General features: G+C 74.0%; 18 protein-coding genes. 12 read left to right on the forward strand and 6 right to left on the reverse strand.

The window, feature by feature from the left end; translation table 11 throughout:
- The first annotated feature begins 28 nt into the window (after window positions 1–28).
- On the forward strand, window positions 29–502 hold the full coding sequence (locus tag ACI1MP_RS09135) for a nuclear transport factor 2 family protein (RefSeq protein ID WP_043910485.1): 474 nt from the start codon (window positions 29–31) through the stop codon (window positions 500–502).
- A gap of 100 nt (window positions 503–602) precedes the next feature.
- On the opposite strand, the gene ACI1MP_RS09140 is transcribed toward ACI1MP_RS09135, so the two are convergent.
- Together ACI1MP_RS09140 and ACI1MP_RS09145 are read right to left on the reverse strand one after the other, a co-directional pair.
- Window positions 603–1382, reverse strand: coding sequence for a cyclase family protein (locus ACI1MP_RS09140; protein WP_100586134.1), 780 nt, complete (start codon window positions 1380–1382; stop codon window positions 603–605).
- Window positions 1383–1417: 35 nt separating this feature from the next.
- Entirely contained in the window at window positions 1418–1954 is a 537-nt protein-coding gene (locus ACI1MP_RS09145; RefSeq protein ID WP_404868293.1) for a DUF1772 domain-containing protein, read from the reverse strand.
- 229 nt (window positions 1955–2183) lie between these two features.
- Between ACI1MP_RS09145 and ACI1MP_RS09150 the strand changes: the two genes are divergently transcribed.
- The 3 genes from ACI1MP_RS09150 (at window position 2184) to ACI1MP_RS09160 (ending at window position 4768) form a co-directional block, all read left to right on the forward strand.
- Window positions 2184–3008 (forward strand): AfsR/SARP family transcriptional regulator, encoded by an 825-nt coding sequence (locus ACI1MP_RS09150; RefSeq protein WP_043910483.1) that lies wholly within the window; start codon window positions 2184–2186, stop codon window positions 3006–3008.
- A 22-nt stretch (window positions 3009–3030) separates the two neighbouring features.
- Complete coding sequence (locus ACI1MP_RS09155; protein ID WP_404868294.1) at window positions 3031–4365, forward strand: acyltransferase domain-containing protein; 1335 nt, start codon at window positions 3031–3033, stop codon at window positions 4363–4365.
- A 94-nt stretch (window positions 4366–4459) separates the two neighbouring features.
- Window positions 4460–4768: an acyl carrier protein gene (locus ACI1MP_RS09160; RefSeq protein ID WP_043910482.1), complete on the forward strand. Its 309-nt coding sequence runs from the start codon at window positions 4460–4462 to the stop codon at window positions 4766–4768.
- 53 nt (window positions 4769–4821) lie between these two features.
- Here ACI1MP_RS09160 and ACI1MP_RS09165 read toward each other — a convergent pair whose 3' ends face one another.
- Genes ACI1MP_RS09165 through ACI1MP_RS09175 form a run of 3 tightly spaced genes read right to left on the reverse strand, consistent with a single transcriptional unit; the run spans window position 4822 to window position 8279 of the window.
- Window positions 4822–5637 carry a BTAD domain-containing putative transcriptional regulator gene (locus ACI1MP_RS09165; protein ID WP_404868295.1) on the reverse strand — a complete coding sequence of 272 codons (816 nt, stop codon included), beginning with the start codon at window positions 5635–5637 and terminating at the stop codon, window positions 4822–4824.
- A gap of 42 nt (window positions 5638–5679) precedes the next feature.
- The gene (locus ACI1MP_RS09170) at window positions 5680–6537 is read right to left on the reverse strand and encodes a 4'-phosphopantetheinyl transferase family protein (RefSeq protein ID WP_380342173.1); all 858 of its coding nucleotides are present in this window, start codon (window positions 6535–6537) and stop codon (window positions 5680–5682) included.
- Window positions 6534–8279: an acyl-CoA dehydrogenase gene (locus ACI1MP_RS09175; protein ID WP_380342176.1), complete on the reverse strand. Its 1746-nt coding sequence runs from the start codon at window positions 8277–8279 to the stop codon at window positions 6534–6536. Before ACI1MP_RS09175 ends, ACI1MP_RS09170 begins: the two co-directional genes overlap by 4 nt.
- A gap of 419 nt (window positions 8280–8698) precedes the next feature.
- Between ACI1MP_RS09175 and ACI1MP_RS09180 the strand changes: the two genes are divergently transcribed.
- The 6 genes from ACI1MP_RS09180 (at window position 8699) to ACI1MP_RS09205 (ending at window position 16239) form a co-directional block, all read left to right on the forward strand.
- Window positions 8699–9886, forward strand: a complete 1188-nt coding sequence (locus ACI1MP_RS09180) for a wax ester/triacylglycerol synthase domain-containing protein (RefSeq protein ID WP_404868296.1) — start codon at window positions 8699–8701, stop codon at window positions 9884–9886.
- 51 nt (window positions 9887–9937) lie between these two features.
- On the forward strand, window positions 9938–11014 hold the full coding sequence (locus ACI1MP_RS09185) for an SDR family oxidoreductase (RefSeq protein WP_380342180.1): 1077 nt from the start codon (window positions 9938–9940) through the stop codon (window positions 11012–11014).
- Window positions 11015–11159: 145 nt separating this feature from the next.
- Window positions 11160–12335 carry a CapA family protein gene (locus ACI1MP_RS09190; protein ID WP_404868297.1) on the forward strand — a complete coding sequence of 392 codons (1176 nt, stop codon included), beginning with the start codon at window positions 11160–11162 and terminating at the stop codon, window positions 12333–12335.
- Window positions 12336–12490: 155 nt separating this feature from the next.
- Window positions 12491–13687, forward strand: a complete 1197-nt coding sequence (locus tag ACI1MP_RS09195) for a cytochrome P450 (RefSeq protein ID WP_380342186.1) — start codon at window positions 12491–12493, stop codon at window positions 13685–13687.
- A gap of 72 nt (window positions 13688–13759) precedes the next feature.
- Window positions 13760–14959: an FAD-dependent oxidoreductase gene (locus ACI1MP_RS09200; protein WP_380342189.1), complete on the forward strand. Its 1200-nt coding sequence runs from the start codon at window positions 13760–13762 to the stop codon at window positions 14957–14959.
- A 131-nt stretch (window positions 14960–15090) separates the two neighbouring features.
- Window positions 15091–16239 carry an epoxide hydrolase family protein gene (locus ACI1MP_RS09205; protein WP_404868298.1) on the forward strand — a complete coding sequence of 383 codons (1149 nt, stop codon included), beginning with the start codon at window positions 15091–15093 and terminating at the stop codon, window positions 16237–16239.
- A gap of 73 nt (window positions 16240–16312) precedes the next feature.
- Here the strand turns inward: ACI1MP_RS09205 and ACI1MP_RS09210 are convergent, their stop codons facing one another.
- Window positions 16313–17785, reverse strand: a complete 1473-nt coding sequence (locus tag ACI1MP_RS09210; RefSeq protein ID WP_404868299.1) for an MFS transporter — start codon at window positions 17783–17785, stop codon at window positions 16313–16315.
- A 254-nt stretch (window positions 17786–18039) separates the two neighbouring features.
- On the opposite strand from ACI1MP_RS09210, the gene ACI1MP_RS09215 reads away from it, so the two are divergent.
- Window positions 18040–19005, forward strand: coding sequence for a helix-turn-helix transcriptional regulator (locus ACI1MP_RS09215; RefSeq protein WP_380342197.1), 966 nt, complete (start codon window positions 18040–18042; stop codon window positions 19003–19005).
- Window positions 19006–19038: 33 nt separating this feature from the next.
- Complete coding sequence (locus ACI1MP_RS09220; protein ID WP_404868300.1) at window positions 19039–20130, forward strand: winged helix DNA-binding domain-containing protein; 1092 nt, start codon at window positions 19039–19041, stop codon at window positions 20128–20130.
- The last annotated feature ends 34 nt before the right edge of the window (window positions 20131–20164 follow it).

Here is a 20164-nt window from a genome sequence, read left to right on the forward strand (position 1 = left end):
CCGCACACCCATCCGGCGAGGAGCCCCCATGACCGACCTGTTCAGCCCCGTCGCGCCGTTGAGCAGCAGCGCCGACGCCCAGCTGTACATCGCGATCCAGCAGTTCTACGCCCGCCACATGCAGGCCGTGGACGGCGGCGACGCCCGCACCTGGGCGCTCGGCTTCACCGAGGACGGCGAGTTCGACAGCAACGCCCTCCCGGCGCCGGTCCGCGGGCGGGAGACGATCGAGACGGCCACCCTGGCCGCCGAGGAGGCCCGCAGGCCCACCGGCGTCACCCGCCGGCACGTGATGACCATGCTCGCCGTCGAGCCCGAGGACGAGGCGGCGACGGTGGTGCGCACCCGCTCCTACGTCGCGGTCTTCACCACGCTGCCCGGACAGCCCACCGGCATCTACTGCATGACGTCCTGCCAGGACGTGCTGGTGCGCCAGCCGGACGGCGGCTGGCGGATCCGCAGCCGGCACGTGCTGCGCGACGACCTGCCGCCGCGCGACTGACGACCGCCTGCGCACGCACGTGTGCCCGGTACGGCTCGGAGCCGTACCGGGCACACGTGCGCGGGGAGTCACCAGGTCGCCGCCGGCGTCGGCCGCCGGGTCACTCCGGGTCGGCGACCCTGGCCACCGCGCGGGTCCAACCGGCGCCGCCGCCCCGGATCTTGACGGGGAAGCAGGTCACCGAGAAGCCGTGCGGCGCGGGCAGCGCCTCCAGGTTGGAGAGCCGCTCGATCTGGCAGTACTCGCGCTCCCGGCCGGCGAAGTGCGCCGGCCAGAGCACGCCGGGGTCGCCGGTGGCCCGGTACTTCTCGATGATGGCGCCGAACGGGGCGTCCAGGCTGAACGCGTCGGTGCCGATCACCCGCACCCCCAGGTCCATCAGGTACCGCACGGCCGAGCCGTCCAGGCCGATGAAGTCGGTGAAGTAGCGCTGGCTGCCGGCCCATTCGGCGGCGCCGGTGCGGAACAGCGCGATGTCCATCGGCTGCGGCCGGTAGTCGATGGCCTTCAGGGCCAGCTCCACGGCGGCCGCGTCCACGGTGCGGCCCGCGGTGTCCCGGACGTCCAGCACGAACGCGGGCCGGTCGAACCAGTCCAGCGGCATTTCGTCGATGGTGCGGGCCACCTGCCCGTCGGCGCGGGTGCCGTAGTGCGCGGGGGCGTCCACGTGGGTGCCGGTGTGCGAGGAGAGGTAGAGCATGTCGTTGGTGAGGAACTCGCCGCCCGGCAGCTCCTCGGGGCGCAGGTCGATGCCGAAGTTCTCGCGCATGCCGTCGGTCATGTGCCGGGCGCCCTCGGCGGCCGACATCACCGTGTGCTTGACCGGCTCGGGTTCCCAGCCGGAGGCGTCCACCGGTGCGGAGAGGTCGATAAGTCGCATGGCCGCTCGGCCCTTTCGGATTGACGGGGCGTCGTTCACTTGCTTCGGACGGGTGCGGTGCTCGGCGCCGCGGGCTGGGCGCTGCCGGCCCGGTCCGGGGTCAGGCAGGCGCCGACCAGGAGCACCGTCGAGAGCACCGCGCAGACGGTGCGCACCACGTGCCAGTTGTTCCAGGAGTGCTCGATGGCCGCCCGGGCCTGGTGGAACTGGTCCGCGGTGGTGGTGACCGCGTCGGCCAGCTGGGTGTTCATCGGCACCTCCACGGCCAGCGAGACCACGAAGGCGGTGAGGGAGAGCAGCGCGGCCGCACCGATCAGCCAGACCCGGGTGTCGGCGCCGCGCCACGGCGTGCGGACCAGGAACGCGGCCAGCGGCCAGGCCACCGAACCCACGATCACCAGGAAGAACAGCACGCCCGGCACCGCCTCGTTGAGTCGGCGCATCGTCGTCACGTACGCCTCGTCGTCCAGCCGTTCCAGGGCGGGCGTGACGACGACCGCGTAGCAGAAGCAGAAGCCGGCGAAGAGCCCGGCCGACAGGGCGGCCAGGTGGAGGAAGACGCGGAACGGCACGGTGCCGCCTCCTTCGTGAATAGTCGTGGAGGAAGGGTCGGTGCTGGTGCTAGAGACCTGCTCAAGACCGGCGGCCCGGCCCGTGACGGCCCGTCGGGGTCGTGACCGGCGACCGGGTGCACCTGTGACGGAGTCACGGTTTTTCCGTGACCCTGACACTGTCCGGAAGGCTTCCCCGCCTTCGAGAATGAGATCCCAAGATCGTGGGAACACAGGGGGTACCGCCATCATGAAGGTCCGCGTCTTGGGCGAGTTCGAGGCCACCGAGGACGGCAGATCGGTCGCGCCGAGCGCCGCCAAGCCCCGTCAGATCCTGGCCCTGCTGGCACTCTCGGCGGGTCAGGTCGTCCCGGTGACCTCGCTGATGGAGGAGCTCTGGGACCACTCGATGCCCCGGAGCGCGGCCACCACCCTGCAGACCTACATCCTGCAGCTGCGGCGCCAGGTGCAGCGGGCGCTCGCCGCCCAGGACCACGCCGACCCGGCGGCCGGCGCCAAGACCGTGCTGGCCACCCGTTACAACGGCTACCTGCTGGACCTGCGCGGCGAGGAGACCGACGTCCAGCAGTTCGAGCGGCTGGCGGCGGCCGGCAGCCGGGCCCAGGAGGCCAACGACCCGGAGGCCGCCTCCCGGCTGCTCGGCTCCGCGCTGGCGCTCTGGCGCGGCCCCGTGCTGGCCGACGTGCAGACCGGGCCGCGGCTGGCGATCGAGGTGATGCGGCTGGAGGAGACCCGGCTGGGCATCCTGGAGCGCCGCATCGAGGCGGACCTGCGCCTCGGCCGCCACCACACGCTCCTCGGCGAGCTGGCCGTGCTGGCCGCCGAGCACCCCTGGCACGAGAACCTGCACGCGCTGCACATGATCGCGCTGTACCGGTGCGGCCGGCAGTGGCGCGCCCTGGACATCTACCAGCGGCTGCGCGCCACCCTGATCGAGGAGTTCGGGCTGGAGCCGTCGGCCCGGCTGCAGCACCTCCAGCGGGCGATCCTGGAGTCCTCGCCCGAACTGGACGGCGTCGGACGCTGGGCGCCGGCCCACGAACTGACCGGTTGACCGAAGGCGGGGGGGCAGGGTCATGCAGATCGTCCGCGGCGGCGGCCTCAGCGGCCCCGCACCCGTGGCGGCGGACCGGGGCGCCGCCCGGCGTCCCCGGCTGATGGTCTGGTCGGCGGCCGACCCGCAGGGCGAGCAGGACGTCCGGCGCTCGCTGCGGCGCTGGCTGCGGGCCCGCGGCGAGTCCGGGTTCGCGCAGGTGGCGCAGGCCTGGGGGCAGGCCGAACCGGGGCCGGTGCGCGGGGCGGTGGTGGCCGCCGACTGCGCCGAGGCGCTGGCGCTGCTGGGCGAGCCGGGCCCGTCGGCGCCGTCGCCGAGGGCCGCGCAGGTCCGGCAGGTCGGCGCCGCGCCGCCGCCGGTGGTGCTGCTGCTGCCCGGCCAGGGCGCCCAGCGGCCCCGGATGGCCCGCGGCCTGTACGCGTGGGACCCGGTCTTCACCCGGGCCGCCGACGAGGTGCTCGGCCTGGCCGGCCGCGGCGCCCGCGAGGACTGGCTGGCCGAACCCTCCGCCCGCACCCGCCGGGACGCGTTCGGCGCGGAGCGCGCCGCCCGGATCCACCACTCCCTGGTCCAACTGTTCGCCGTGGACTACGCGTTGGCCCGGCTGCTGGTCGGCTGGGGGGTGCGCCCGGCCGCGCTGCTCGGCCAGGGGATCGGCGAACTGGTCGCCGCCGTGCTGGCCGACGTGATGGCGCTGGAGGACGCGGTACGGCTGCTGGCGCTGCTGGCCGAGGAGGCCGCCGCGCTGGCTCCCGGCGGGATGCTGGTGGTGGCCGCCGGCGTCGAGGAGGTGCGCGGGCAACTGACCGACGGGGTCGCGGTGTCCGCCCTGAACGGCCCCGACCAGACGGTGCTGGCCAGCCCCGGGCACGCCCTGGCCGACACCGCCGACCGGCTGGCCGGCGCCGGGTACGAGTGCCTGCCGGTGCGCACCGAGGCGGCCTACCACACCCCGCACCTGGCCGAGGCCTGCGCCAGGGTGGCCGAGCGGCTGCCCGTCACCGCCCTGCGACCGCCCCGACTGCCGCTCTACTCCCCGTCGGTGGGCGCCAGGCTGCCCGTCGACGCGGCCCGGGACCGGCTCCACTGGACCGGCCTCGCGGCCACCCCGGTACGGCTGCGCGACGCGCTGGACGCGCTGTTCGCGGACGGCGACTGGGCGTGCGTGGAGACCGGCCCCGGGCCGGGGCTCGGCGCCCTGGTCCGCCGCCATCCGGCGGCCGCGCGGACCTTCAGCGCGCTGCGGGCCCGGCCCGGCAGCGGCGCGGACGACCAGCGGGCCGCGCTGTCCGCCGCCGCCGGCCTCTGGCTGAGCGGCCATCGCCTCGACTTCGAGGCGATCCGAAGCACCGGCTGACCGGGGCGGCCGATTCCGAGCATCGGCGGCCCCGGACGGGCGGACATCCGCTCCGCGCCGCGGGCGGGGAGCCACCGGGAGAGAGGGAGCACCGATGGCCGACGAACTGATCGACGTGGCGGCGCTGTCCCGCCTGCTGCGCGAGTGCGGCGGTGCGGAGCCGGGCGGCCCGATCGGGCCGGACGACCTGGACGTACCGCTGTACGAACTGGGCCACGACTCGCTGACGGTGGCCCAGTTGCTGACCAGGATCGGGCGGGAGTTCGGGCTGACGGTGCCCCGCGACCTGCTGGAGGACGCCGACACCCCCCGGTCGCTGCTGGACATGCTGGCGACGCTGCCGCGGGTGCCCCGGGCGCCGCGCCCCGAGCACCTCGACGCCCGCGGTCGACGCGGTGCCTGACGGGGCCGGCGCCCGTGAGCGGCGGGTCCCCGCGCCAGGGTGGTCGGGGCTGCTCAGCGCGGCAGCAGCTGCATCGGCGCCGTGAAGCGGTCCAGGGCCGGGACGGAGTCGATGACGGCGCGGTGGAGTTCCTGGAGCTCGGGGCCGGGTTCGACGGAGAGTTCGGCGACCATGTCGGCGCGCAGGCGCTGGAAGGTGCTCAGCGCGTCGAGGCGGCGGCCCGAGCGGTAGAGCGCGATCATCTGCTGGGCGCAGAGGCGTTCGTTCATCCGGTCCTGGACGGTCAGCGCGGCCAGTTCGCCGAGGAGTTCGGCGTGCCGGCCGATCGCGAGCTCCGCGTCGATGCGGCGCCCGGTCAGCGCCGAGCGGCTCAACTCCAGCTGCTGGGCCTCCGGTTCGAGGGCCGGGCCGCGTTCCACGTCGAGCAGGGCGCCGGGGCCGCGCCACAGCCGCAGGGCCTCGCGGAGCAGCCGGGCCGCGTCCTCGTGCGCGCCCAGGGCGGCGGCGCGGTCGCCGAGCGCGGCCAGCGAGTGGTACTCGTGGACGTCGAAGGCCTCCGGCCGCAGCCCCAGGCGGTAGCCGCCGCGCACGGTGCTGATCAGGCGGCTGGACAGGCCGGCGCCGCGCAGCCTCCGGCGCAGCTGGAAGACGTAGGTCTGCAGGGTGGCGGCGGCGCTGGCCGGCGGGCGGCCGGACCAGAGCTCGCGGATCAGCGTCGACGCCGGCACCACCTGGCCGGGCCGGACGCTCAGCAGCGCCAGCACGGTGCGCGGTTTGCTGGCGGTGGGCACCACTGAGCGGCCGTCGACGCTGATCGCGAACGGACCGAGGACCTCGACGCGGATGCGGCTGGGTACTGCGCTGGTCATGACGGTTGTTCTCCCCCGTTGCTGGTCGTGCGTGAGTGTTCGTCAGTCGCCGCCGGGCGGCTGGTGGGCCGCCGACTGCCGCTCCCAGAGCACCTGGACGGTGCGGCGGTCGAGGGCGGTGGCGAGTCCGGTGTCGAGGTTGCGGCCGCGGCCGTCGTCGCGGACGGCGGCCCCGGCGAGGAAGCCGTCGGCGAACCGCTGGGTGTGGAAGGTCCACCAGTGCTCGTCCACCGGGTCGCCCTCCGGGTGCAGCAGCCGGGCCCGGCCGCAGGAGTCCGGCAGGTCGAAGCCGAAGTGCGAGAACCGGAACGCCAGGCCCTGGCCGAGCGCCTTGGTGTAGGCCTCCTTGAGCGTCCAGCGGCGCAGCAGTTGGAGGTTGCGCTCCGACTCGGGGGCGGCGGCGAGGCGGCGCAGTTCGTCGGGGGTGCACATGACCGGCTCGATGCCGCTGCCGTGCACCCGGCGCCCCTCGTGCTCCAGGTCGACGCCGATCAGGCCGAGCGAGGTGATGCCCACCAGCGCGACGTCCTTGGTGTGGCTGAGGTTGAGGTCGATCTGGTCGCAGCCGCGCACGTAGAGTCGCCCGGTGAGGCCGTAGGCGAGCTCCAGTTCGTGCGGGTGGGCGCCCACCGCGGTGGCGGCGACGTGCTTGAGCAGCAGGCGGGTGGCGCGGAACCGGTCGGCGTTCGGGCGCCCGGCGAGCTCCCGGTAGCGGGCCCAGTCGCGGCCGAGCAGCCGCCGCAGTTCGTCCTCGCCGCCCGGCGGGGCGGGCCAGTCGGCCAGCCGGCTGTAGACCAGGGCGACGCCGTGCCGGTCGAGGTCGGCGCGGACGGGCTCCCAGGGGCCGTCGGCTCCGGTGACCAGCCGCGGTGGTAAGACCAGGTCGGCGCCGCCGCTCATCCGGCCAGCTCCAGTGCGTACAGGTCGTAGCCGACCGCGCCGCGGGCGCGGCGCAGCGCCTCGGCCGCGAGCTCGGCCGTGACGGCATCCGGCACCCGGGGCCCGGCGTGGCCGAGCCGCCGAAGCAGTCGGTCCAGCGCGGCCACCAGCCAACCGGGGCCGGCCAGGAAGGAGCCGGGGTCGGCGCACCGCCAGACGCCCAGGCAGGCGCAGGCGACCAGCAGCAGGGCGTAGCGGTCGGTGAGCGGGAACGCCGAGGTGTCGGTGACGAACCGTCCGTCGGGGCCGTCCAGCGCCGGGCAGCCCTCCCGGATCGCGGACAACTCGGCTTCCAACAGCGCCAGTTGGTCGGAGAGCAGGCGCAGCAGCGGGGCGTCGGGGTCGCCGGGCGGAGCCGCCCGCCGCTCCTGGCGGCAGCGGGCGATCCAGCCGATCAGTCCGTCCCGGCCGCCGAACGCGGCGAGCCGCTCGGAGGCCAGCGGCGGCAGCGTGCCGTCGGTGCGGAACAGCTCGGCGGGGGCGGCGAGTTCGGCCGGCCAGTCGTGGGCGAGCAGGCGGGGCAGGAAGGGCGCGATGGTGGCCTGGCAGACCGCGCTGCTGACGTGGCCGAAGCTCACCATGGTCAGGTCCCGGACGTGCTTCTGGAAGATGGCGTGCTCGCCGCTGCGGGTGTGGAAGGCGTCGCCCATCAGCGCCGAGAGCCGGTAGAAGGTCTCCCCCACGATCTTGGGGACCAGGTACTTGGCGGCGGCGGCCAGCACGTTGCACTCCTCGGGGAGCACGTGCAGCGCGCGGGTCGCGGCGAGCGCGATGCTGTCGCAGGCCAGCAGGTCGACCAGGGCTCCGGCGATCGCCCCGCGGGCCGAACCGGACAGCTTGGCAGGGCTGTTGTGGACCGAACCGCCGACGGCGAACCGGATGGCGGTGCGCAGCCCGGTGTCCGCCATGCCGAGGATCATCGACGGCACGGCGGCGGAGTTCACCTGGAGGGCCCGCAGGCCGAGCGTGATGCCGTCGCCCCACTCCCCGACCAGCGCGCCGGCCGGCGCCGGGCAGTCCTGGAACCGCAGTCCGGAGACCTGCAGGCCCTGGGTGCCCTCGGTGCGGTAGCGCGGCAGCCGTTCGCAGGACGCGGCGGGCATCGCACCGGGCTCCAGCAGCAGCAGCGAGTAGCCGTCCTCCGGGTCCTGCGGGCCGACCGTGCGGGCGTAGCTGAGCATCAGCCCGGCGCGGTCGGCGTTGTTGACGGCGGCCTTGCGCCCGCCGAGCAGCAGGGTGCCGTCGGCGGCGCGCCGGACCCGGAACTCGTCGGCGACGAAGTCGTTGCCGTGCTTGAACTCCTGGTAAGCGACGGTGGCCTGGCCGCCGTCGAGCAGCATCCGGGCGGTGCGCCGCTGCTGCCCGGCGTCGCCCAGCAGCCACACCACCATCGCCCCCATCAGCGAGGTCAGCGCCTCGCCGACGGCGAGCGTGGCGTCGCGGCGGAACAGCGGGCGCAGCATCAGCCCGAGGGTGTCGATCTGCTCCAGGCTGCCGCCCAGCGGGGCCGGCACGTACTCCGCGTTCATGCCGAGACGGTGGTACAACTCGACGGCGGCCCGCGGAAGTTCGGCGCGCTCGTCGGCGTCGAGCAGGGCCGCGAAGCCGGTCGGGTTGGCTCTGTCCCACGGATCCCCGTACGCCGTCTCGACCGCCGCATGACGCGCTGCGGCGGTGGTGGTGTCCATGATGCGATCCGTCATTGCCGCTCCCAAGGACGCATGACCGGGCGGGCGTTCCATGCTTCCGCCGCCCGGTGGAGCGATGATGGAGCGCCACTAGACCGGAATCCCGTCACCGGTCGGAAGGCCGCGCAGGAGCGGCGGGAACGGCAGCCGCGCCCGGCCTCGCCGACTGCGTCACCTCGGGAAATACCCTGCCGCCCGTCCACCTTGTTGTCGGATCGACCGATAGATCACTCGATCGCGTGATCAGCCTGGCATCCGACATTTCGCCGGGGCAGGATCTCGACCGGTGCGCAACGGCGGCCGTCCTTCCCCTCGCACGAACAGCTCGCACCAACAGCTCGCACGAGCAGCTCGCACAAACACCTCGCACCAGCAGAGAGTCCAGGGTCACCATGACAATGCCGCGGCAACGGCGTGTGCGACGTATCGGCCCGGTGGACCAGGTGTTCCTCGGCCTGTCCCCCGGCCTGATCGCCGGATTCGTCCTGGAGTTCACCGGACGCCTTCCCGAAGCGGCCGCTCTGCGCGAACATCTTCGCGAGCGCGCGGCGGAACTCCCCGCTCTGGGCCTCACCTTCCCGGATTCCGCGAAATCGAGAAGGTGGAGCGCCGCCGCGCAGGCCGCGTCGGTCGATTTCTCCCACCGGCCGGACCTCGCCGACGAGGATGCCCTGCGGGTCGCGGTCACCGAGCTCTTCGACCGCCCGTTCCCGGCCGAACCGGCCCCGCAGTGGGACCTGCTGTTCCTCTCCGGGTACGACGCGCAGCGGTTCACGGTGATCTACCGCGCGAATCACGCCCTCCAGGACGGGGTCGGCATGATCCAGAACCTCCAGGCCCTGCTGGGCGATCCGCGGGACGAACCCCTGGGGCTCCGTCCCCGCCGCCGACCGACCGCGCGGGCGGTGGTCAACATCGCCAGGGACGTCCGCGCCACCCGGGAGGGCCCGGCGGCGGACGCGGCCGGGGGCTCCCCGACGCCGCTGCGGTGGCACTTCAGGGACCTCGACCGGTCGCACCTCGCGGCGGCCGCGGAGAGCCGTGGCGTCACGGTGAACGACCTGTGCCTGGCCACCCTCGCCCGCGCCGTCCGGGCCGTCGGCATGCGCCACCCGACGCTGCTCGTCCCGATGTCGACCCGGCGCCCTTCCGAGCGGTACACGCCCGGGAATTTCACGGCCGGATATCTGCTCAGGATTCCGACCGGGAATCCGCTGTCGCCGGACGACGCGCTCCGGAGCGTCCGCAGACAGGCGGGCAATGCCCGTCGGACGAACGAACGGGACACCCGACGGGCCGTTCTCGCCGGCCTGCCGAATGCCCTCGCCAGGAGAGCGGCCCGGCCGGTCATCGTGAACGTCGGGCTGACCGCGAGTTCCGCGACTCTCCCGCACCTGGAAATCGGGGACGCCCGGCTGATCGGCGCCGCCATGGCGCACTCCGCCCCCTCCTCGCTCGCGCTCGACGCCTACGTGTCGTTCGCCACCACCGGGACGACCGTCCGGTGTTCGGTCTTCCACCGGAAGAACCTGCCGGGCGAACTCCTGGTCGAGACGGCCCGGAACCTTTTCCTCGGCCTGCACCAGCACGAACCGAGCCGCGCCTTACGCCTCGGCATGTGACGGCGTCGAGCCGTGACAACGAAAGACAACGAAAGAAGCGGAGCACCCTTCATGCGACCCGTCGCCCTGGTCACCGGGATCTCAGGAGTCCTCGGCTCGGCCGTGGTTCCGGCCATGGCCAAGTCGTTCGACATCGTGGCCCTGACCGGACGCCGCCCGATCGATCTGCCGTACCGACAGGTCGGCATCGACCTGCGGGCTCCACAGCTGGGCCTGGACAGCCCCGCTTTCAAGGAACTCGCCCAACAGGCCGACGTGATCGTCCACTTGGCCGGCAACGTCCGCTACACGGCCTCCGCCGACGACCTGCACGCGGTCAACGAGGGCGGCGCGGCGGAGATGGTCGCGCTCGCCGAGACGGCCGGCTGCCCGCTGATCTACGCCTCGACGGCCTTCGCGGGGCGTCACACGCAGGCCGCCAGGGAGGACTCGGTCGGCGCGGTGTGCTCGTCACGGCCGTCCGCCTACCACCGGTCGAAGGCCGCCGCCGACGAGCGGATCCGGTCCTGCACGCAGCCCTGGTCGATCGTCCGCCCGTCGATCATCATGGGCGACTCGCCGGACGGGGCGATGCCCGAGCTGCAGAACATGCACCGGATCATGATGTTCGTCGCCTCCGGGCTGCCGGCGATCTTCGGCCGGCCCGAGCAGCGGGTGGACATGGTCCCCCGCGACCACGTCGCGGCGGCCGTCGCCGCGCTGGCCCGCCTGGCCGTGGAGGGCGCGCCGCTGCCCCGCGAGCACTGGGCCACCGCCGGCCCGTCCGCGCTGACCGTGGCCGAGTGGGTCGACGTCCTCGGCGCGTCGGCGACCGCCGCCGGGCTGCCGTTCCGGCGTCCTGCGCTGCTGGACCCGTTCACCACCGAGCTGACGGCCTACCCGCAGTGGGAGACGGTGCGGCGGTCCGTGCGACGGGCGCTCGGCAACCTCTACGTGAGCGCGCTCGCGCTCGGCGACGGCGAGAGCTTCCCGGCCTCCGCGCTGCCCGAGGGCCACCGGGTACCGGGGATCGACCGGGGCGCCGCCCGGTCCCTGTTCGCGAACGACATGGCGTGGCTGCTGCGCAAGCACGTCGTCCCCGGCCCCAGGAAGCACGAGCACGCCACCGGTCCGAGCCCGGTGGCATAGGGAACGCCGGCGAGTTCGGCCGCCCGGGGGTTCCTGCTGGTGCGGCCGGGCGACCCGCTCGCCGTGTGGCGGCCCGCCGCGGCCGAGCGGCCACTTGCCTGGTCGGGGGCCCGCCCGGGTTCCCCGGCTGCGAGGAGGCTCCACGATGCGCCTGCGGGCCCTGACGACGGCTGCCGCGCTGTTCACGGCCCTCGCGGCGTGCGGCGCCCCGCCGCCGTCGCCGCAGGCCCGCCCGCAGCCCGCCCGCAGCACGGCGGCCGTCTCCCCCGCCGGACCGCGGCCGTTCACGCTGCTCGCCTCGGGCGACGTCCTGCCGCACGCCGAGATCATCCGGCAGGCCGCGGACGACGCCGGCGGCCACGGCTACGACTTCTCCCCGATGCTCGCGGACGTCGAGCCGGTGGTGAGCGCCGCGGATCTGGCCATCTGTCACCTGGAGACCGTGTCCGGGGCCGACGGCGGGCCGTTCACCGGCTGGCCGACCTTCAAGTCTCCCCCGCAGCTCGCCCGCGCCCTCAAGGACACCGGCTACACCTCGTGCGACACGGCGTCCAACCACACCCTCGACGACGGCCCCGACGGCATCCGCCGGACCCTCGACGCCATGGACGCGGCGGGCCTGGCGCACACCGGCTCGGCCCGCACCGCCGACGAGGCCGGCGCCCCGGCCCTGCTGCGGGTGCACGGCGCCACCGTCGCCCAACTCGCCTACACCTACGGCACCAACGACATCCCGCTGCCGCCGGGACAGCCCTGGGCGGTCAACCTCATCGACCGGGACCGGATCCTCGCCGACGCGCGGGCCGCCCGCCGGGCCGGCGCGGACATCGTCGTGGTCAGCATGCACTGGGGCACCGAGTGGCAGGACGAGCCGAACGACCAACAGCTCACCCTCACCCGTGAATTGACCGCCGAACAGCAGCCCGACGCACCCGACGTCGACCTGATCCTCGGCACCCACGCGCACATCCCCCAGGCGTACGAGAAGGTCAACGGCACCTGGACCGTCTACGGCATGGGGGACCAGATCGCCGGACGGATGTACGACTACACGGGCGCCGAGGACCCGCGCGGCAACTGGAGCTCGATCGCCAGGTTCACCTTCTCGCCGCCCGCCGGGCCCGGCCGCCGCTGGACGGTCACCAGGGCCGAGTTCCTCCCCCAGCTGATGGACGGCCCGCCCTACCGGGTCCTCGACCTCGCCGCGGCGGCCCGCCGCCACCCGGACCGCACCGACCTCGCCCGGGCGCTGGACCACATCCGGACGATCGTCCTCAGCCGCGGCGCCGCCGCCGACGGACTCACCATGGCGCCGTCCTGAGACCGTGCGGGCCCACCGGGGGGCGGCGGCGAAACGGATTCGAATCAGGCTCGAAGGGGGTAGGACAGGCTGGGCCCGCTCCGAACGCCGGGCGAGTCGTCCCGGGCGGAGTGCCGCCGCCATGACCGAACCCATGACCGTCAGGAGCACACATCGTGACCGGTGCACCGGAGGAGAGCGCGACGTTCCCGTTCGCCCGGCCCTGTCCGTTCGCCGTCCCGGAGGAGTACGCGCGGCTGCGCGCCGACGGGAGCGTCCCGCGGCTGCCGCTGGCGGCCGGCGGGGACGCCTGGGTGGTGACCCGGTACGAGGACGTGAAGAACGCGCTGAACGACGACCGGCTGAGCAACGACCGGACCCACCCGGGGTACCCGTCCCCGATCGCCATCCCCCCGGCGATGCGGACCAACGGCTCGCTGCTGGGCATGGACCCGCCCGAGCACACCGCGTACCGGCGGATGGTGAAGGCCGAGTTCACCCTGCAGCGGGTGCGCGCGATGCACCCGCGGGTGCAGCAGTTGGTGACCGAGCACCTGGACCGGTTCGTCGCCAAGGGCGCCCCCGGCGACCTGGCCGCCGACTTCGCGCAGCCGCTGACGCTCGCCGTCATCGGCGAACTGCTGGCGATACCGCCGCAGGACCTGGACGGCCTGCACGACGCCACCCGCGGCATGTTCGACGCGGCCCGCACCCCCGAGCAGCGGCACGCCGCGATCTCCTTCCTCGACCACTACTTCGAGCAGTACGTCGCCGACCGCCTGGAGAAGCCCGGCGACGACATGATCGGGCGGATCATCCGACGCAACCCGCAGCTGGGCCTGACCGAGACCGTCCACCTGACCCGGCTGCTGCTCAACGGCGGGCACGACAGCACGGCCTCGATGATCTCGCTGGGCGTCCTGACGCTGCTCCGGCACCCGGAGCACTTCCGGGCGCTGGCCACCGACGAGGCGTTCGCCGAGGACGTCGTCGAGGAGCTGCTGCGCTACCTGACCGTCACCGATCTGACCACCGCCCGGGTCGCCGCCGCCGACCTGGAGATCGGCGGCAGCGCGATCGCGGCCGGCGACGGCGTGTACCCGGCCACCGCCGCGGCCAACCGGGACCCGGAGGTGTTCGAGGACCCGGAGACGTTCGACCCGACCCGCGCCGGGCGCAACCGGCACCTCGCGTTCGGCTTCGGCCGACACCTGTGCCTGGGCGCCGACCTGGCCCGGCTGGAACTGCGGCTGGTGTTCACCGAACTCGCCCGCCGGCTCCCCGACCTGCGCATCGCCGTCCCGGAGGAGCAGGTCACGGTCCGCGACGGCGGTTTCGTCTACCGGCTGGCCGCCCTCCCCGTGACCTGGTGAGAACAGCGGCCCCTCCCGTCCCCGCGGTCGACGCCGTCGCCCGCCCGCTCCCCGAACAGAGGTGACCACCAGATGGCGCGCGCGCTGATCATCGGCGCCGGCATCGCCGGCCCCGTCGTGGCGATGGCCCTGCAGAAGGCCGGCTTCGAGAGCACCGTGTACGAGGCGTACGAACGCACCGCGGACGGCGTCGGGGCGTTCATGAACATCGCCCCCAACGGCCTGGACGCGGCGGACTGCCTCGGCCTGGCCGACCTGGTCCGCAAGGTCGGCTTCGACACCCCGGGCATGGCGTTCTACCGGCACGACGGCCGCCGGCTGTCCGGCGACATCCCCTTCGACCTGGTCCGGGGCACCGGCAACACCACCGTGGAACGCTCCGACCTGTACATCGCGCTGCGCACCGAGGCCGAGCGGCGCGGCATACCGATCGAGTACGGCAGGCGGATCGTCGACGCCCGCCGCGACGGCGGCACGGTGCGCGCCGAGTTCGCCGACGGCACCCGCGCCGAGGGCGACCTGCTGATCGGCGCGGACGGCCTGCACTCCCGGGTCCGGGAGATCATCGACCCGGCCGCGCCCCGGCCGCGCTACGTCGGGGTGCTGAACGCCTGGGGCTTCGTGCCCGACTACCCGTCCGGCGAGGCGCCCGGGATCATCCGGATGTTCTTCGGCAGGCACTGCTTCTTCATGTACACCCAGGCCCCGGGCGGCGAACTGCGCTGGTACGCCAACCCGCCGCAGGCGGTCCGGCCCGACCCTGCGGCGCTGCGCGGCGGCGAGGCCTGGCGGAGCGAACTGCTGGAGCTGGTGCGGGCCGACCGGATGCCGGTCGCCGACATCATCCGGGCCACCCCCGAACTGCCCGCCCCGTTCCTGAACTGCGACCTGCCCTCGCTGACCCGCTGGCACCGGGACGGCATGGTGGTGATCGGCGACGCGGCGCACGCGGCGTCCCCGACCTCGGGTTCCGGCGCGTCCATCACCATGGAGGACGCGGTGGTGCTCGCCAAGTGCCTGCGCGACCAACCCGGGACCGACCAGGCCTTCCGCGCCTTCGAACGGGCCCGGCGGGCCCGGGTGGAGGCGGTCGTCGCGCAGGGCAAGCGCAACATCGAGGGCAACCTGAGCGGCGGTGTGCGGGCCGCGCTGCGCAACTACTTCATCGCCCGGACCTTCCGGAAGCCGCAGGTGGACGGCAAGCGGACGCTGTGGATGCACGAGCACCACATCGACTGGGACGGCCCGGTGACGGTCGGCGCGGCCGGCTGACCCGAGCACGGGTGGAGCGGCCCGGGACCTCGCCCGCGAGGTCCCCGTCGCTTCACCCGTTCGAGGCAATCTGTCCGGGGGCCGGGCGAAGGCGGACAGCCGGGGTCACCCATTCCGGACATGCTGCCCAGGTGACCGCAATTCACCCCTACCGGATCGATGTCCCGCAGTCCGCGCTGGACGACCTCGACGACCGCCTCGCCCGGACCCGCTGGCCCGAGGCGCTGCCCGGCGTCGGCTGGTCGTACGGCGTCGACCGGGACTACCTGGCCGACCTGGCCGAGTACTGGCGCACCGGGTACGACTGGCGCCGGCACGAGGCCCGGCTCAACGCGGTGCCGCAGTTCACCACCACGATCGACGGCCAGAACGTCCACTTCCTGCACGCCCGTTCGGTCGAACCCGACGCGGTGCCGCTGCTGGTGACGCACGGCTGGCCGAGCACCGTGTACGACTTCCTGGACGTCCTCGGGCCGCTGACCGACCCGGTCGCGCACGGCGGCGACCGGGCCGACGCCTTCCACGTGGTCGCCCCGTCCGTCCCGGGCTTCGCCTTCTCCGGCCCGACCCGGGAACCCGGGTGGGGCGTCAGGCGCACCGCCCGGGCCTGGGTCGAACTGATGGAACGGCTCGGCTACCCGCGCTACGGCGCCCAGGGCGGCGACTTCGGCAGCCTGGTCGCCCCCGAGGTCGGCCGGATCGCCCCCGACCGGCTGCTCGGCGTCCACGTCAACGCCCTGGTCGGGGCCGCCACCCTGACCGGCCCCGACGACCGGGCGGCGCTGTCCGGCCCCGAGCTGGCGCAGGCCGAACGCAACGGCCGCTGGTGGCAGGGGCGGTCCGGCTACGCCACCCAGATGAGCACCCGGCCGCAGACCCTGGCGTACGCGCTGAACGACTCACCGGTCGGCCAACTCGCCTGGAACCTCGAATGGTTCGTCGACTGGGACCCGACCGGCACCAAGCAGGGCCCGATCCGCCGGGACGACGTGCTGAGCGACGTGTCGATCTTCTGGCTGACCGGCACCGCCGGCTCCGCCGCCCGCCTCTACCGGGAGATGCTGCCCGACGCCTGGGGCCCCCGCCCCGCCCGCGGCCCGGTGCCCACCGGCGTCGCGGTCTTCCAGGGCGACCGGGTGCTGCGGCCCCTGGCGGAGCTCTCCCACACCATCACCCGGTGGACCGGGTACGAGACCGGCGGCCACTTCGCCTCCCTCCAGTCCCCCGCCCAACTGGTCGGCGACATCCGGGAGTTCTTCCGCCCACTGCGCCGCGCCTGAGGCCGGACACAGCACGGCGGCCCGGCCGGTGCCTGCGCACCGCCGGGCCGCCGCGCTCCGCGGAGCCGGGGGATTACTCCGCGTCGCCGCCGACGCTGCTCGCGGCGGGCTTCTTGGGCTGCGACCAGTTCTTCGCCGCGGCCAGTGCCTCCGGCGAGACGCCGGGGACGGCCAGGCCGGCCAGCAGACCGGCCAGCGGGAAGACCGCCGCGATCAGGAAGGCACGGGCGTAGCCGTCCGCCGAGGCGCCCGGCACCAGGCTGTTCGCGTAGCCGGCCACCACCGCGGCCAGCACGCTCAGCCAGAGCGCGCCGCCGATCTGCCGGCTCGCGTTCAGCAGGCCGGAGACCAGACCGGCCTGGGTGTAGGGGACCTTGGCGGTGCCCGCCATGGTGACGGTGGAGGACACCATGCCCTGGCCGGCGCCGAACACCAGCGAGGGGCCGAGCAGGTCGCTGACGAAGCCGCCCCCGCCGACCGAGAAGGACAGCCACAGCAGCGAGACCAGCGAGAGCGCGGTGCCCGCGACCAGGACCGGCTTGGGGCCGAGCTTGGTGATCAGCGACGGGGCGACGCCGCGCGCCGTGGTGACGATCGCCAGCGACAGCGGCAGGTAGGCCAGGCCGGTCTGCAGCGAGTCGTAGCCGTAGACGAACTGCATCAGCAGGGTGAACAGGAACAGCACGCCGACCAGCGCCGCGTTGGTGGTGAAGGAGACCACGTTGGCGGCGGACACCGAGCGGTTGCGGAAGATGCTGAGCGGCACCAACGGCTGCTTGGCGAACTTGGCCTCGTTGAGCACGAAGAAGGCCAGCAGCGCGACGCCGACGATCAGCGAGACCAGGGTGGTCGCGGAGCCCCAGCCCCTGTCGTGCGCCTCGACGATGCCGTACACCCCGGCCATCAGGCCGGCCGTGACGGCGATCGCACCGGTGGTGTCGATCCGGCGGTCGGCCTGCTCGTTGCGGGACTCCGGGACGGCCACCAGCAGCAGCGCCATCAGCGCCGCGCCGATCGGCACGTTCACCAGGAAGATCCAGCGCCAGGACAGCCACTGGGTGACCACGCCGCCGACCAGCGCGCCGATCGCGCCGCCGCCGGCCGCGACCGCGCTCCAGGTGCCGAACGCCTTGGCCTTGCCGCCCGGGTCGGTGAACGAGGTGAACAGCACGGTCAGGGTGGCGGGCGCGAGCACCGCGCCGCCCAGGCCCTGGAGGCCGCGCGAGATCAGCAGGGTGGTCTCGTCGACCGCCAGGCCGGCGACCAGGCTGGCCACGGTGAACAGCGCCAGGCCGATCGCGAACACCCGCCGGCGGCCGAACAGGTCGGCGAGCCGGCCGCCGAGCAGCAGGAAGCCCGCGAAGACGATCGTGTAGGCGTTGATCACCCACTGCAGGCTGTTCGACGCCAGGTGCAGGGAGTCCTGGATGGGCCGCAGCGCGACGTTCACGATCGACGCGTCCAGCACCACCATGAACTGCCCGACACAGCACGCCAGCAGGATCAGGCCCAACCGCGGTGCGGCGGTACTCGTCGTTTTCTCCATCGTCGCCATCTGCTCTCGATCCAGTTCCGGTGATTCGTCACCCCGCCGCCGCTGCGGCCGGGCCCGCGGATCCCGCCCTGCGGGTCCGCCACTGCGCTTCCGGGGGAGACCGTAGGAGAGATGTAGGACGCGGACGGTCCCCCATTGGCCGGATCCGGGTACCAATCGGCGAACCCCGCACCGCAGTTCGTCCGCGGCGGATCCCGCCGCAATGTAGGACCGTTCCTGTCCTGAATCGACGTTAGGGTGGCGCAATGCGGGAGACCTCGTCACGACTGCTACGACTGCTGTCCCTGCTCCAGACCCGTCGGGAGTGGACCGGGGCGGAACTGGCGGAACGGCTCGACGTCACCACCCGGACACTGCGCCGGGACGTCGACCGGCTGCGCGTCCTGGGCTACCCCGTCAACGCCCGGATCGGCGTCGGCGGCGGCTACCAGCTGGGCGCGGGCGCCGAGATGCCCCCGCTGCTGCTCGACGACGAGGAGGTGCTGGCCGTGGCGCTCGGACTGCAGTCCGGGGCGACCGGTCCGGTGATCGGGATCGCCGAGCCGGCCCTGCGGGCCCTCACCAAGCTCCGCCAGGTGATGCCGTCCCGGCTCCAACGCCGCCTGGACGCCCTGCAGGTCGACGTGCTGGACCGGCCGCAGGCCGCGGCCGTCGACGCGGCGGTGCTCTCCGAGCTCGCCACGGCCTGCCACCACCGGGAACGGGTCAGGTTCGACTACCGGTCCCGGGGCGGCGCCGAGAGCCGGCGCGAGGTCGACCCGTACCGCCTGGTGCGGGTCGACGCACGCTGGTACCTGGTCGCCTGGGACCCGGACCGGGCGGACTGGCGCTCCTTCCGGATCGACCGGATGGAACTGAAGAGCCCCACCGGGCCCCGCTTCGACCCCCGCCCGCTGCCCGAGGGCGGGGCGCGGGCCTTCGTGTCCTCCGGGCTGCGCCAGGCGTTCACCCAGGCCAGCGCCAGGGTGCGGCTGCACGCCCCGCTCGAACGGATGACCGAGCGGATCCCGGCCGGCTGGGGCCGGCTGACCGCGGACGGGCCGGACGCCTGCATCGCCCGGCTGTACGGCGAGTCCCCGGCCGCCATCGCCGAGTGGCTGGGGTCCTTCGGGGCCCCGTTCACCGTCCTCGAACCCCCCGAACTGCGGGACGCCTGCCGCGAGTTCGCCGAAAAGCACGCCCGGCTGGCGGCCTGCTACCAGCAGGCCTGAGCCGACCGACCACCACCCGAACGGGGAACCTGTATGGCCGTCATGTCCGACCGCGCGCTGGGCCGCGCCACCCTGCACCGCCAGCACCTGCTCGAACCGGCCGGGCTGACGGCCCTGGAGATGATCGAGCACCTGGTGGGCATGCAGGCCCAGGCGCCCTGGCCGCCCTACGTCGGCCTGTGGACCAGGCTGCGCACCTTCGACCACAAGGACCTGGCCCGGCTGCTGGAGGACCGCTCGGTGGTCCGGCTGCTGATGTTCCGCGGCACCGTGCACCTGGTCAGCGCCGCGGACTGCCTGGCCCTGCGGCCGCTGGTGCAGCGGGTGATCGACCGGATGTACGTCACCGCCAAGCTGACCGCCGCGGTCGGCGACCCGGACGCGGTCGCCGACCGCGGCCGCCGGCTGCTCGACGAGAAGGCACTGACGCCCAAGGAGATCGGCGACGCGCTGGCCGAGCACCTGCCCGGCGTGCTCCCCCGACAGCTCGGCGACGTCGTCCGGGCCCGGCTGCCGCTGGTCCAGGTGCCGCCGCGCGCGGTGTGGGGCGTGGGCGGCGCGACCCGCTACGCCACCGCGGAGTCCTGGCTCGGCGCGCCGCTGCAGGCCGCCGAACTGCCCGCCGTGATCCGCCGCTACCTGGCCGCGTTCGGACCCGCCACCGTCGCCGACGTGCAGGCCTGGAGCGGACTGACCAGGCTGCGCGAGATCACCGACGCGATGCCGGGCCTGCTGCGGCTGCGCGACGAGCACGGCGGCGAGCTGCTCGACCTGCCGGACGCGCCCCGGCCGGACCCGGACGTGCCGGCCCCGGTCCGGTTCCTGCCGGACTTCGACAACGTGGTGCTCTCGCACGCCCGGCGGGCCCGCATCATCCGCGACGAGCACCGCCCGCACCTGTTCCTGCGCAACGGCATCGTGCCCGGCTCGTTCCTCGTCGACGGCCTGGTCGAGGGGACCTGGCGCGCCGACGACGGCACCGTCACGGTCCGGCCGTTCAACCCGCCGAGCGACCGGGTGCGCGAGCAACTGACGGAGGCCGGCGAGCAGTTGGCCCGTTTCCTGGCCCCGCCGGGGACGGCCGTGGCGGTCCGGTTCGCCGACCACGGCCAGGGCGTGAGCTAGATGCGCCGACGATGCGTGAGGTCGGCCGACCGGG

Origin of the sequence: Kitasatospora griseola, from assembly GCF_044999035.1 — a bacterium.
Lineage (GTDB): Bacteria > Actinomycetota > Actinomycetes > Streptomycetales > Streptomycetaceae > Kitasatospora > Kitasatospora griseola.